This is a genomic window from Streptomyces sp. AC1-42W, assembly GCF_003248355.1.
Lineage (GTDB): Bacteria > Actinomycetota > Actinomycetes > Streptomycetales > Streptomycetaceae > Streptomyces.
The window spans coordinates 382,692-395,493 of record NZ_QKWY01000001.1; the positions used below are offsets into that span (position 1 = coordinate 382,692).

The 12,802-nt window shown below is 73.3% G+C and carries 12 protein-coding genes; 9 read left to right on the forward strand and 3 right to left on the reverse strand.

Annotated elements, in window-relative coordinates; translation table 11 throughout:
- Nucleotides 1-27 precede the first annotated feature (27 nt).
- The 8 genes from DNK56_RS01765 to DNK56_RS01800 all read left to right on the forward strand — a co-directional run bounded on the left by DNK56_RS01765 (nt 28) and on the right by DNK56_RS01800 (nt 8,465).
- Nucleotides 28-1,197 carry a MalY/PatB family protein gene (locus tag DNK56_RS01765; RefSeq protein ID WP_111329948.1) on the forward strand — a complete coding sequence of 390 codons (1,170 nt, stop codon included), beginning with the start codon at nt 28-30 and terminating at the stop codon, nt 1,195-1,197.
- Between the two features lie 30 nt (nt 1,198-1,227).
- Nucleotides 1,228-1,641, forward strand: a complete 414-nt coding sequence (locus DNK56_RS01770; RefSeq protein WP_111329949.1) for a DUF3151 domain-containing protein — start codon at nt 1,228-1,230, stop codon at nt 1,639-1,641.
- Between the two features lie 211 nt (nt 1,642-1,852).
- A complete protein-coding gene (locus DNK56_RS01775) occupies nt 1,853-2,701 on the forward strand; it encodes a tryptophan 2,3-dioxygenase family protein (protein ID WP_111329950.1) in 849 nt (282 codons plus the stop codon).
- Nucleotides 2,694-3,890, forward strand: a complete 1,197-nt coding sequence (gene kynU / locus DNK56_RS01780; protein WP_111329951.1) for a kynureninase — start codon at nt 2,694-2,696, stop codon at nt 3,888-3,890. The genes DNK56_RS01775 and kynU overlap by 8 nt, the downstream gene beginning before the upstream one ends.
- A gap of 181 nt (nt 3,891-4,071) precedes the next feature.
- Nucleotides 4,072-4,947, forward strand: coding sequence for an alpha/beta hydrolase family protein (locus DNK56_RS01785; protein ID WP_111329952.1), 876 nt, complete (start codon nt 4,072-4,074; stop codon nt 4,945-4,947).
- Nucleotides 4,948-5,101: 154 nt separating this feature from the next.
- A complete protein-coding gene (locus tag DNK56_RS01790; RefSeq protein ID WP_199563913.1) occupies nt 5,102-6,493 on the forward strand; it encodes a sensor histidine kinase in 1,392 nt (463 codons plus the stop codon).
- Nucleotides 6,490-7,176, forward strand: coding sequence for a response regulator (locus DNK56_RS01795; protein ID WP_111329953.1), 687 nt, complete (start codon nt 6,490-6,492; stop codon nt 7,174-7,176). The genes DNK56_RS01790 and DNK56_RS01795 overlap by 4 nt, the downstream gene beginning before the upstream one ends.
- Before the next feature lie 65 nt (nt 7,177-7,241).
- Nucleotides 7,242-8,465 (forward strand): cytochrome P450, encoded by a 1,224-nt coding sequence (locus DNK56_RS01800; protein WP_111329954.1) that lies wholly within the window; start codon nt 7,242-7,244, stop codon nt 8,463-8,465.
- Nucleotides 8,466-8,562: 97 nt separating this feature from the next.
- On the opposite strand, the gene DNK56_RS01805 is transcribed toward DNK56_RS01800, so the two are convergent.
- Together DNK56_RS01805 and DNK56_RS01810 are read right to left on the reverse strand one after the other, a co-directional pair.
- Nucleotides 8,563-10,188, reverse strand: coding sequence for an ABC transporter permease (locus DNK56_RS01805; protein ID WP_111329955.1), 1,626 nt, complete (start codon nt 10,186-10,188; stop codon nt 8,563-8,565).
- On the reverse strand, nt 10,185-11,099 hold the full coding sequence (locus DNK56_RS01810; protein WP_111329956.1) for an ABC transporter ATP-binding protein: 915 nt from the start codon (nt 11,097-11,099) through the stop codon (nt 10,185-10,187). Before DNK56_RS01810 ends, DNK56_RS01805 begins: the two co-directional genes overlap by 4 nt.
- Nucleotides 11,100-11,197: 98 nt before the next feature.
- On the opposite strand from DNK56_RS01810, the gene DNK56_RS01815 reads away from it, so the two are divergent.
- Nucleotides 11,198-11,752 (forward strand): GbsR/MarR family transcriptional regulator, encoded by a 555-nt coding sequence (locus tag DNK56_RS01815; protein WP_111329957.1) that lies wholly within the window; start codon nt 11,198-11,200, stop codon nt 11,750-11,752.
- A 27-nt stretch (nt 11,753-11,779) separates the two neighbouring features.
- On the opposite strand, the gene DNK56_RS01820 is transcribed toward DNK56_RS01815, so the two are convergent.
- Nucleotides 11,780-12,631, reverse strand: a complete 852-nt coding sequence (locus tag DNK56_RS01820) for a diacylglycerol kinase (RefSeq protein ID WP_111329958.1) — start codon at nt 12,629-12,631, stop codon at nt 11,780-11,782.
- Nucleotides 12,632-12,802 lie beyond the last annotated feature (171 nt).

Consider the following 12,802-nt stretch of genomic DNA (forward strand, 5'->3'; position numbering starts at 1 on the left):
CCGGTACGCATGAACCGAGGGAGAGCTGTGAGCACGTCCTACGACTTCGACACCGTCATCGACCGCCGGGGCACCTGGTGCGTGCAGTGGGACGGCGTCGCGGACCGCTTCGGCGTGGACGGACTGCTGCCGTTCACCATCTCCGACATGGACTTCGCGACCGCCCCCGAGGTGCTGGCCGCCCTCCGGGCCCGGATCGACCACGGCGTGTTCGGCTACACGGACTGGCGCCTGGGCGACTTCCGGTCGGCCGTCGCGCACTGGTACGCGACCCGGTACGACACCGAGATCGACACCGGACGGCTGGTCTACGGGCCGTCCGTGCTCAGCCAGCTCTCCCAGCTGCTCCAGATGTGGACGGCCGAGGGGGACGGCGTGGTCCTGCACACCCCCACGTACGACGGCTTCCGCAAGGCGGTCCACGGGCTCGGGCGGGAACTGCGCGGGGTGCCGCTGGGCGACATGGACGCGCTGGAGCGGGAACTCGCGCGCCCGGACAGCACGGTCCTCGTGGTGTGTTCCCCGCACAACCCGTCCGGGCGGGTGTGGACGAGGGCGGAGCTGGCCGGCATGGCCGCGCTCGCCGCGCGCCACGGAGTGGCCGTGATCAGCGACGAGATCCACGCGGACTTCGTGCACGGCGGGCGCCCGCACGTGCCGTGGACCAGGGTCGCAGGCGACGGGCGCTGGGCGGTCGTCACCTCGGCCTCGAAGTCGTTCAACTTCCCGGCGCTGACCGGCTCGTACGGGCTGATCGGCCGCCCGGATGATCGCGCCGAGTATCTGCGCCGGATGGAGACGGCGGAGGGCCTCGCCTCGCCCGCGGTGCTCTCGCTGACCGCGCACATCGCCGCGTACCGGGAGGGCGCGCCCTGGCTGGACGCGGCACGCGCGTACGTCGCCGGGAACCTCGCCCTGGTCGCCGACCGGCTGAACAGCGCGTTCCCCGCCCTGGAGTGGGAGCCGCCGCAGGCCGGATACCTCGCCTGGATCGATCTGCGGCGCGCGGGCGTCCGGGACGACGAGGCGCTGCAACGGGTGCTGATCGAGCGGGAACGGGTCGCGGTGATGCCCGGCAGCACCTACGGGGCGGACGGCTTCGTACGGCTGAACGTGGGGTGCCCGCGCGGCAAGGTGGAGGCGGGGCTCGCCGCGCTGATCCGGGGGGTGGCGGCGGTGGCCGGGCGGGGGGCTTGATGGGGCGGCCGGGACAGGCACACTGGGAGCATGTCGATCCACGAGAACCTGCTCGGGGGCCCGCCCCCGACCCACCTGCCCGACGACCCGGAGCCGCGTGAGCTGCTCGCCGCCGGTACCGCGCCCGCCGATGTCGCCGCGAAGTACCCGACCTCCTCGCTGGCCTGGGCGCAGCTCGCCGACGAGGCGTTCGAGGGCGGCCGGGTCATCGAGTCGTACGCCTACGCCAGGACCGGCTACCACCGCGGCCTCGACGCGCTGCGCCGGTCCGGCTGGAAGGGCCACGGCCCCGTGCCGTTCGAGCACGAGCCCAACCGCGGCTTCCTGCGCGCCCTGCACGCCCTCGCGCGCGCCGCGCAGGCCATCGGTGAGCAGGAGGAGTACGAGCGCTGCTCGACGTTCCTGCGCGACTCCTCGCCGACGGCCGCCGAAACCCTCGGCTAGTCGGCCAGGCATCCGCTCGGATCAGGCCGATCCCGTACCACCGGCCTGGTACCACCGACCCCGTACCGCAGGCCCCGCACCGCCGCAACCGCGGCTGCGGGGCCTGCGTGCATACGGGGGCGGAGTCTAGGATGCGAACAGGGGACCGGGGCTCCACTTCCGCAGGGAAGGGGCGGACCGCTACCCGGAAGCTCGTGTCGAGGAGACAGCGATGTCGACGATTCACCCCGACCCCGAAGCCACCGGTGCGGCGACCCCGCACCTCGACTTCGAGGGCAAGACTCCGTACGAGGACTACGTCCAGGCGGATGTCCTGACCCACCTCCAGCACCTCCGCTCGGACGACCCCGGCGAGATGGTCTTCCTGGTCACCACCCAGGTCATGGAGCTGTGGTTCACCGTCATCGTCCATGAGTGGGAGACCGCCGCGCACGCGATGCGCGAGGACCGGCTGGATGTCGCGCAGGACGCGCTGAAGCGGTCCCTGCGCGAGCTGGAGGCCCTGAACGCCTCCTGGACGCCGCTCGCCCAGCTCACCCCCGCCCAGTTCAACTCCTACCGGTCCTCGCTCGGCGAGGGTTCCGGTTTCCAGTCGGCGATGTACCGGCGGATGGAGTTCCTGCTCGGCGACAAGTCCGCGTCCATGCTGGTGCCGCACCGGGGCGCGCCGCGCGTCCACGCGGAGCTGGAGAAGGCGCTCGCGGAACCGGGTCTGTACGACGAGGCCCTGGCACTGCTCGCCCGGCGCGGACACCCGATCCCGGAGGCCGTGCTCGGCCGGGACCTGACCCGGAAGTACGAGCCGTCGCCCGAGGTCGAGGCCGTGTGGGCGGAGATCTACGCCAACCCGGACCAGAACGACGAGCTGGTCCGCCTCGGCGAGGTGCTCACCGATGTGGGCGAGCTGGTGTGGCGATGGCGCAACGACCACCTCCTCGCGACCCGGCGGGCCATGGGCTCCAAGACCGGCACCGGCGGCTCGGCGGGCGTGGCCTGGCTGGAGAAGCGGGCCACGAAGAACGTGTTCCCCGAGCTGTGGACGGCCCGCAGCCATGTCTGACCTGCGAGAGCGCGCCCAGGCGCTCGACACCGAGGACGCGCTGGCACCCCTGCGCGAACGCTTCACCCTCGACGACACCGTCTACCTGGACGGCAACTCGCTCGGCGCGCTGCCGCGCCATGTACCCGCCCGGATGCAGGAGGTCCTCACCCGCGAGTGGGGCGAGCTGCGCATCCGGTCCTGGGACGAGAGCGGCTGGTGGACGGCGCCGGAGCGCATCGGCGACCGCATCGCCCCGATCGTTGGGGCCGCGGCCGGCCGGATCGTCGTCGGGGACTCCACCAGCGTGAACGTCTTCAAGGCCCTCGTCGCCGCGACCCGGCTGGCGCCGGAGGACCGCGACGAGATCCTGGTGGACGCGAGCACGTTCCCCACGGACGGCTACATCGCCGCTTCGGCGGCCCGGATGACCGGCCACCGCGTCGTCCCGGTGGCCCCCGCCGATGTGCCGGACACGGTCGGCCCCCGGACCGCCGCCGTGCTGCTCAACCACGTCGACTACCGCTCGGGCCGGCTGCACGACCTGCCGGGGCTGACCGCGGCGGTGCGGGGCGCTGGCGCGCTCGCCGTCTGGGACCTGTGCCACAGCGCGGGCGCGCTCCCCGTGGGCCTGGACGAGCACGGCGTGGACCTGGCGGTGGGCTGCACGTACAAGTACCTCAACGGCGGCCCCGGCTCGCCCGCCTACCTGTACGTCGCCGAGCGCCACCAGGCGGCGTTCGACTCCCCGCTGCCGGGGTGGACGTCGCACGCCGACCCGTTCGCGATGACACCCGGCTACACCCCGGCGGAGGGCGCGGTCAGGGGCCGGGTCGGCACGCCGGACATCCTGTCCATGCTGGCCCTGGAGGCGTCGCTCGACGTGTGGGACGGGGTCGCGATCGACGCCGTCCGGGCCAAGTCCCTGGCGCTGACGGACTTCTTCCTGGAGTGCGTCGAGGCGTACGCCCCCGGGGGCCGGGTCACCTCGGTCACCCCGGCCGCCCACGCGGAACGGGGCAGCCAGGTCGCGCTGCGGTGCGAGGACGCGGAACCGGTGATGGCCGCCCTGATCGCGCGCGGCGTGGTCGGGGACCTGCGCCGGCCCGATGTGCTGCGGTTCGGCTTCACACCGCTGTACGTGGGGTTCGCGGACGCGGAACGCGCGGCGCGGGTGCTCGCGGACGTCCTGGGCGCTTCGGCGGCGTAGGCTTCCGCATCCGTCCGGTGACCGGCTCGCCCCGGTCACCGGACGGCGTCGTGGGGCCTCCGGCGCGGGCGTCGCCGGACGCCGATTCCCGGTGCGCGGGGCCGCCCGCCGTACTGGTACCGTCCCCGCAGGTCAGGCCAGTTGGGCCGGAGGAACCCGGGCACAGGGAGAGTGGAGCGGGATGTCGGATTCTGCCGCGCGCGAGCGGGACGCCGCCGAGACCGAGTCGGCCTTCTCCCATCCGGCCGTCGCCCCCGACGCGTCCGCCGCCTACGGCAGCCACCCGGACCAGGTGATCGACTTCTACGGCCCGCGCGGGGGCCGCACCGGCGCGCCCGTCGTGGTGGTGCTGCACGGCGGCGCGTGGCGGGCCCCGTACGACCGGGCGCATGTGTCGCCGTTCGCGGACTTCCTGGCCCGGCGCGGGTTCGCCGTGGCCTGTGTCGAGTACCGGCGCGGCAGCGAGCTTCCGCAGCAGCGGGGGACCGGTCCGGTCGCGGGCCGCTGGCCGGAGACCTTCGACGACGTGGCCGCCGCGATGGACGCGCTGCCGGCGCTGCTGGCACGGGAGCTGCCCGCGGCGGACCCCCGCCGCATCGTCGTCACCGGGCACTCCGCGGGCGGGCAGCTGGCGCTGTGGGCGGCCGCCCGGCACGTACTGCCGGAGGGGTCGCCGTGGCGGCTGCCGAGGCCGCCCGCGCTGCGCGGGGTCGTGGCGCTCGCGCCGATCGCCGATTTCACGACGGCGGTCGCGCTCGACGTGTGCTCGGGGGCGATCGGGCAGTTCCTCGGCGCCGAGTCGGACTTCGCCGAGCGGAGCGCGTACGCCGACCCGGCCCGGCTGCTGCCCACCGGCATCGCGACCGTCGTCGTCCAGGGCACCACGGACCTGACGGTGCCGGCGGCCGTCTCCGAGGCGTTCGTGGACGCGGCGGCGAAGGAGGGCGAGACGGTGGGGCTGACGCTGCTGCCGGACGTCGGCCACTTCCCGCTCATCGATCCGGCCGCCGACGCGTGCGCGGTGGTCGCGGAGGAGATCGCCCAGCTCGCCTGGTAGCGGGGGACCGGGGCGGCGGCCGGGTGGGTGGCCGGGGCCGGCTGGTTCGCCGGGCGGTGCCCGCCGTCGGCCGCGTGTAGTACTTGCGACGGATGCCCGGATATCCGTATCGGTGCGGACGACCGGGCCGGACGCCCCGCCTACCGTGGAACGCGTGACCGAGACCAAGACCAGAAGCCCGGAACTCCAGCACGCCGCAGGGGCCATCGAGGGCCTGCGGCAGGACCTCTTCCGGGACGCCTTCGGCTACCGGCCGATGGGACCGATGCGCACGGACGGGCCGCTGACCCGGCGGCTGCCGGAGGCCCTTGCCGCGCGGGTGGCGTGGGCCCCGCACGCGGCGGTCCTGGGCGCGGCGCTGATCACGTTCATGGCGGGATTCACCAGCGCGGGGAACGGCGGCGTGCTGATGGCCGGGCTGCTCCCCGCCATCTGTGTGGCGATGACGCTGATCAGGCCGGTCGGGGCGTTCTGGATATCGATGGCGCTGGTGCCGGTGGGCGCTGTCGTGGGCGGCGACCAGCCGTGGGGGCCGAGCGGCTTCTTCTCCCATCTGGTGGTGCTGTTCGTGGTCGCGGCCAGGACCCGTCCGCGTACCGCCGCCTGGATGTGGACGCTCACGCTGCTGCTGGGACTCGTCGTCGAGAGCGCCCTTTCCCGCGGGACCGGCGGACCGAACACCGCGGGCATGGCGGTGGCCTCGGCGTTCGCCCTGCTTCTCGTGAGCCTGGTCCAGGTCCGGCGGGAGGCGCAGCGCGAGGTCACCGTGCAGCGCACCGTGACCGCCGTCGAGCGCGACCGGCGCACCCTGCTGGAGGAGCGCACCACGATCGCCCGCGAACTCCACGACGTGGTCGCCCACCACATGTCCGTCGTCGCCATCCAGGCCGAGGCCGCCCCGTACCGGGTGGAGAACCCGCCGCCGGAGCTGGAGCAGGCATTCGTCACGATCCGGGAGAACGCCGTGGCCGCGCTCACCGAACTGCGCCGGGTGCTCGGCGTCGTCCGGGCCGACGACTACGAGGCCCCGGACGCCCCGCAGCCCACCCTCGCCGACCTCGACCGGCTGCTCGCCAACGTGGGCGAGGCGGGTCTGGCGACCGAGAAGGCGGTGACCGGAGCGGTCCGCGAACTGCCGCAGGGCGTCGAGCTGTCGGCCTACCGGATCATCCAGGAGGCACTCAGCAACAGCCTGCGCCACGCGCCGGGCGCCACCGCACGGGTGGAGATCGGCTACGTTCTCGGCGGCCTCGGGCTGCGCGTCGTCAACGGGCCGCCGACCGGTCCGGTGAAGCCGTCACCGGGCGCCGGCCACGGGATCACCGGGATGCGGGAACGGGTCACCATGCTGAACGGCGAGATGACCGCCGAGGCCACCCCGGAGGGCGGCTACGAGGTCACCGCCTTCATCCCGGCCCAGCCGGCCGACACAGGGACATCGACCGGGGCCGGTACGCCGACTGGGACGGGGCCATCGACCGGGACGGGGACGCCTACCGGGCCGGCCGGTGCTCTCGGGGAGCGGGCTTGGGGGGAGCGGGCATGACGACGACACCGCCGCCGCCCGCCGCGCCGATCCGGGTCCTCATCGTCGACGACCAGATGATGGTCCGCGAGGGCTTCTCCGTCCTGCTCAACGCCATGCCGGGCATCGAGGTCGTCGGCGAGGCGGTGAACGGCCGCGAGGCCGTCGCCCAGGCCGCCGTGCTCCGCCCCGACGTGGTCCTGATGGACATCCGGATGCCGGAGCTCAACGGCATCGAGGCGACCCGCGAGATCGTCGCCGCCGACGAGGACGCGAAGGTCCTGGTCCTCACCACCTTCGACCTCGACGAGTACGTCTACCAGGCCCTGCGCGCGGGCGCCTCCGGCTTCCTCCTCAAGGACGCCTCGGCCCGCCGGCTCGCGGACGGCGTCCGCGTGGTCGCCGCCGGCGAGGCACTGCTCGCCCCCACCGTCACCCGGCGCCTGATCACCGAGTTCTCGAAGCTGGCCGCAGCCCCACGTCCCCCGGCCCTGGCCCGGGTCGGCGACCTGACCGAGCGCGAGACGGAAGTGCTCGTCCTCATCGCCCAGGGCCTGTCGAACGCGGAGATCGCCGGGCACCTGGTCGTCGCCGAATCCACGATCAAGACCCATGTGAGCCGCATCCTGGTCAAACTCGGCCTGCGCGACCGCACCCAGGCCGCCGTCTTCGCCTACGAAGCCCGCTTGGTCACCCCTTCCTGAACCTTCGCCGTCCCCCGGCACTCCGAGGGCTGGCCCGGTCCGGGGTGGCCGGTTAGCGTCGGGTCATGGAACAGCCCAGCACCTCCCCCGCACCGTTCGACCCCTGGTCAGCGGCGTTCGTCGCCGATCCCTACCCCGCCTACGCCGAGCTGCGGGCCACCGGCCGGGCGCACTACTTCGAGCCCACCGACCAGTGGCTCGTCCCGCACTACGCCGACGTGTCGGCCCTGCTGCGCGACCGGCGGCTGGGGCGCACCTACCTCCACCGGTTCACGCACGAGGAGTTCGGCAGGACACCCCCGCCCCCCGAGCACGAGCCCTTCGAAACCCTCAACGGCCAGGGGCTGCTGGACCTCGAACCGCCGGACCACACCCGTATCCGCCGCCTGGTCTCCAAGGCGTTCACCCCGCGCACCGTCGAACAGCTCGTCCCCACCGTCCAGCGGCTGGCCGCCGGACTCGTCGACGCGTTCGTCGAGCAGGGCGGAGGCGATCTGCTCGCGGCCGTCGCCGAACCGCTGCCGGTCGCCGTGATCGCCGAGATGCTCGGTATTCCGGAGTCCGACCGGGCACCGCTGCGGCCCTGGTCCGCCGCGATCTGCGGGATGTTCGAGCTCAACCCGTCCGAGGAGACCGCCCGCGCCGCCGTCCGCGCCTCCGTCGAATTCTCCGAGTATCTGCGGGAGCTGATCGCCGAACGTCGGGTCAACCCCGGCCCCGACCTCATCTCCGCCCTTGTCGCCGCCCACGACGAGGGCGAGCGGCTGACCGAGCAGGAGATGGTCTCCACCTGTGTCCTCCTTCTGAACGCCGGGCACGAAGCGACGGTCAACACCACGGTCAACGGCTGGTGGACGCTGCTGCGCCACCCCGAACAGCTGGCCGCCCTGCGCGCCGACCACGGGCTGCTGCCCACGGCGCTGGAAGAACTGATGCGGTACGACACCCCCCTCCAGATGTTCGAGCGCTGGGTCCTGGACGACATCGAGATCGACGGCACGGTCATTCCCCGGGGCTCCGAGGTTGCGCTGCTCTTCGGCTCCGCCAACCGCGACCCGGCCCGCTTCACGGACCCGGACACGCTCGACCTCGCCCGGCGGGAGAACCCGCACATCACCTTCGGTGCCGGCATCCACTTCTGTCTGGGCGCCCCGCTGGCCCGCGTCGAGCTGGCCGCCTCCTTCGGTGAGCTGCTGCGCAAGGCACCCGGGCTCCGCCTGGTCGCCGAACCCGAGTGGAATCCCGGGTACGTCATCAGGGGCGTGAAGGAGCTGCGGGTCGAGGTGTGAGGCCACGGGCGGACGACAGCCCCCACCGTCGTCCGCCCCACCCGCTCGTTCTGCCTGCCTTGTCTGTTCTGCTCGCTCTGCCCGCCCGGCGGGCCCGTCAGGTCAGCAGGTCGCGGCGGCGCAGTGCCGCCAGCGCGCCGGCCACCAGCGCCGCCGACAGGACGGTGAGGAGCACCACCGGCCCCCACTCCATCCCCGCCCCCGGCAGCTTCGGCAGATGCGTGAACGGCGAGACGTCCATCACCTGCTGCGGCAGGTCCAGGGCGGGCCCGATCCAGCCGAGCGCCAGACACAGCCCCACCAGGCCCCAGCTCGCGGGCGCCGCCTTCGGTATCGCCCCGTACAGCAGGGCCGTGACCCCGCCGAGCAGCCAGATCGCGGGCAGCTGCGCCAGTGAGGCGCCGAGCACCGCGGGCAGCGCCTGCCCGTACCCCGCCGCCAGGCCGAGTCCGCCGACCGCCATGATCAGGGCCGCCCCGCCGAAGGCGATGAGCAGATGCCCGGCCGCCCAGCCGACCCGTCCGGTCGCACCGGCGAGCACCGGCTCCGCGCGTCCGGCGGTCTCCTCCCCGTGCATCCGGAGCACCGACGCGGCGATGTACAGGGCCGCGGTCATACCGAGCACGGAGACCATCGAGGCCAGGAACGCGTCCGTGAGGCCGGACTGCCCGCCCATCCGCTCGAAGATCTCCCTGGCCTTCTCGTTGTCCCCGACCAGGTCCGCCGCCCCGTCGGCCAGGCCGCCGAAGACGAAGCCGACCACCGCGAAGGACACCGTCCACCCCAGGAGGGCGCCGCGCTGCAGCCGGAACGCGAGAGCCGAGGCGGTCGACATCCGCCCTCGGGCCGGACCCGGCCGCGCGGCCAGGAAACTCATGCCGACATCCCGGCGCCCGGCCAGCGCGTACGCCAGGGCCGCCTGCACGACCACCGCGCCGGCGATCAGCAGCAGCACCCACCACCGCTCGTCCGCGTACGGCCGGACATTCTCCGCCCAGCCGAGCGGGGAGAGCCGGGTGAGGACGGCGGAGCCGTCGTCCGCCGCCGAGTCGCCCGCCGCCTTCAGGACGAACGCCGCCCCCACCACGGCTGCCGTGAGCCCCTTCGCCAGGCGGGCGCTCTCCGTGAACTGCGCGGCGATCGCGGCGGTGCAGGCGAACAGCACACCCACCCCGGCGACGGCCGAAGCGAGCGCCACCGCTCCCGCGCCCCCCGCACCCGAGCCGGCCATCCCGCCCACGATCACCAGGGCCAGGGCGGCATTGGCGACGAGGGCCGCGAGCAGCGCCGCGGTGAGCGGGGCTCGTCGCCCGACCATCGCGGAGGACAGCATTTCCTGACGGCCGGTCTCCTCCTCCTCGCGGGTGTGCCGCACGACGACGACCAGGCTCATCACGGCGGCCAGAGCCGCGCCGAAGGCCAGCATGCGCCAGCTGACCAGCCCGCCCACGGAGTCGTCGAAGACGGGCCCGTACATCGCCCGCACGGAGCTGTTGCCGTTCATCGAAGCTGCGAGTTCGGCCCGCTGCTCGGGTGTCCCGTAGAGCGAGGAGATGGACGATCCGACGGAGGAGAACGACCCGCCGAGCACGAGGACCCAGACGGGGATGACGATGCGGTCGCGTCGCAGAGCGAGCCTCAGCAGGGTCCAGGTCCCCGTGAGCTGCCCGGCACCGGCCCGCCGGCGCGCACCGGCCGCCGCGGTCAGGGGTACGGCGGTCATCGCGCCCCCACCTCCGTCGACTGCGCGGCGTCCGTCGCGTAGTGGCGGAGGAAGAGCTCCTCCAGCGTGGGCGGGGTGCTGGTCAGGGAGCGGACACCGGATGCGGACAGGGTCTTGAGGACGGCGTCCAGCCGGTCCGTATCGACCTGGAGCGAGACCCGCCGCCCCTGTATGTCCAGGTCGTGCACGCCGGGGAGCCGGGCCAGGCCGTCCGGGTCGCGCATCAGCTCGGCGCTGATGTTCGTCCGCGTCAGATGGCGCATGTCCGCCAGTGAGCCGGTCTCCACCGTCCGGCCCTGCCGGATGATGCTGACCCGGTCGCAGAGGGACTCCACCTCGCTGAGGATGTGGCTGGAGAGCAGGACCGTACGCCCGCGCTCGCGCTCCTCCGCCACGCAGTTCTGGAAGACCTCCTCCATCAGCGGGTCCAGGCCGCTGGTCGGCTCGTCCAGGATGAGCAGATCGACGTCCGAGGCGAAGGCGGCGACCAGGGCCACCTTCTGCCGGTTGCCCTTGGAGTACGTCCGGCCCTTCTTGGTCGGGTCGAGCTCGAACCGGTCGACGAGAGCCGCCCGCCGGGCCTCGTCGAGGCCGCCGCGCAGCCGCCCGTACAGGTCGATCACCTCGCCGCCGGAGAGATTGCGCCACAGCGTGACGTCTCCGGGGACGTAGGCCACGCGGCGGTGCAGCTCCACCGCGTCGTGCCACGGGTCGCGGCCGAGCAGCCGAGCCGCACCGGAGTCCGGTCTCAGCAGCCCGAGCAGCACCCGGATGGTGGTGGACTTCCCCGAGCCGTTCGGCCCGAGAAAGCCGTGGACCTCACCGGTCTCGACGGACAGGTCGAGACCGTCCAGCGCCTGCGTCCGGCCGAACGACTTGCACAGTCCGGCCACGGAGATTGCCTTCGTCATGCTTCTGAACGTACGCTACTTTCACAAATTTATGAAGTTAAGGAAGCGTATAAACTCGAAGGAGTGACAGACAGTGGCCACAGAGGGAGTGGAGCGGGATGAGCGGCGAATCCGCGGCGGCGAGCGCACCGAAGGCCGTGGTCCGGAGGCCGGAGGACCGCGACGCGGAGGCGGTCGCCCGCTTCGTCGAGCGCTTCGCGTCCGAGATGACCGAGGCGGGGATGCAGCGCATGGCGTCCCGCGTCTTCGCCGCCCTGCTCGCGGACGACGACGCCTCCATGACGTCGGCGGAGCTGGCCCTGGCCCTGCAGATCAGCCCGGCCGCCGTCTCCGGCGCGATCAACTACCTGACCCAGGTCAGCATGGTCGGCCGCGAACGCGAACCGGGCTCGCGCCGCGACCGCTACCGCCTGCACAACGAGATCTGGTACACCACCTTCGCCAGCCGCGACCAGGTGCTCACCCGCTGGGAGCGCACGCTCAAGGAAGGCGCGCGCACGCTCGGCGAGCACACCCCGGCCGGTGCCCGGATCGCCGAGACGGCAGCCTTCTTCGAGTTCCTCCAGGCGGAGCTGGAGGGGCTGATGGGCCGCTGGCACGAGCACCGCAAGACCCTCGACCTGCCGACGGGCACCATGGGCGAGGGCGCCTGACGAGGGCCCCCGCCCCCGGAGCGCCCGTTACTTCACCGGAAGCACCAGCCCCCAGGCCCCCGCCCGTACCGTCCACGTCCGCGTCCGCACCGGCCCCGCCACCTGTATGTCCGCCCGGTAGCGGAAATCCGCCCCCGACACCGTCACGGCCTTCGCCTCCGCGGTCACCGGAGCGGTGTCCGGCGCGTCGATCGTCACGGCGGCCACACCCCCGTCACCGCACCCGGAAGTCACCGTCACCGAGGCGACCGGACGGTCCAGGTCGTTCAGCACGACGCCGTCCGCCTCCACCCGCAGCCGGTGCGTCGCCGCCCCGCCGGTCGGCTCCGGGGGAGCGGGACGCACCAGCGTGCGAACCAGGGAGCGGCAGGTGTCCCAGACGGCGGTCATGCCCGAGCGGTCGGCGCCCGTCCCCGGCGCGCCGTTCAGCGCCGGGATGCGCAGCGCCCCCAGAACCACGCCGTCGCTGTCGTCCACGAGCAGGTCCAGCCGGCGCACCGCCCCGTCCAGGGCCGTGCGCGCCGCCGCCACGGCACCGTTCGGCACCCCCAGCGAGTGGGCGAGCTCCAGCGTGTCCGACGCGCCCACCGGCACCAGCGAGAGCGCGCTCATGGCGGGCTCCCGCTCCCGGTGCAGCAGGGACACCGCGCGCCGCAGCGCCCGGTCGTCGCCGATCACCACCGGCCGCCGGCCACCCCGGCGGGCCAGCGCGCGGGCGAATTCGCCGGGGCTGTCCGGGAGACAGATCTTCGCGTGCGAGCCCGCGCTCAGCACGTCCTTCGCGATGCGTACGGACTCGCCGTCCGTCCGGCGGGCGACCGGATCGACCACCACCAGCAGATGGGGCGCGCCGTTACCGGGGGGCTGGGCAGCCGACACCTCGGACCTTCCTCGGGTAGCATCTTGGTGCAAGAGCCCCTTGCGCTATTGCGCCAGGGGTTTCGTCTATACCGGGGCAACCGGTTCGACGGTTCGGACTGTGCCGTACAACGACGTACGGCATGTACGGCGTTCTCGTACGCCCCCTGACCTTGGACATGCCCCGCCCGG

Excerpts from the sequence above, each read along its gene's own strand:
- DNK56_RS01770 (WP_111329949.1), top strand. The coding sequence starts at position 1,228 with ATGTCGATCCACGAGAACCTGCTCGGGGGCCCGCCCCCGACCCACCTG.
- DNK56_RS01775 (WP_111329950.1), top strand. The coding sequence starts at position 1,853 with ATGTCGACGATTCACCCCGACCCCGAAGCCACCGGTGCGGCGACCCCG.
- kynU (WP_111329951.1), top strand. The coding sequence starts at position 2,694 with ATGTCTGACCTGCGAGAGCGCGCCCAGGCGCTCGACACCGAGGACGCG.
- DNK56_RS01785 (WP_111329952.1), top strand. The coding sequence starts at position 4,072 with ATGTCGGATTCTGCCGCGCGCGAGCGGGACGCCGCCGAGACCGAGTCG.
- DNK56_RS01795 (WP_111329953.1), top strand. The coding sequence starts at position 6,490 with ATGACGACGACACCGCCGCCGCCCGCCGCGCCGATCCGGGTCCTCATC.
- DNK56_RS01800 (WP_111329954.1), top strand. The coding sequence starts at position 7,242 with ATGGAACAGCCCAGCACCTCCCCCGCACCGTTCGACCCCTGGTCAGCG.
- DNK56_RS01805 (WP_111329955.1), bottom strand. The coding sequence starts at position 10,188 with ATGACCGCCGTACCCCTGACCGCGGCGGCCGGTGCGCGCCGGCGGGCC.
- DNK56_RS01810 (WP_111329956.1), bottom strand. The coding sequence starts at position 11,099 with ATGACGAAGGCAATCTCCGTGGCCGGACTGTGCAAGTCGTTCGGCCGG.
- DNK56_RS01815 (WP_111329957.1), top strand. The coding sequence starts at position 11,198 with ATGAGCGGCGAATCCGCGGCGGCGAGCGCACCGAAGGCCGTGGTCCGG.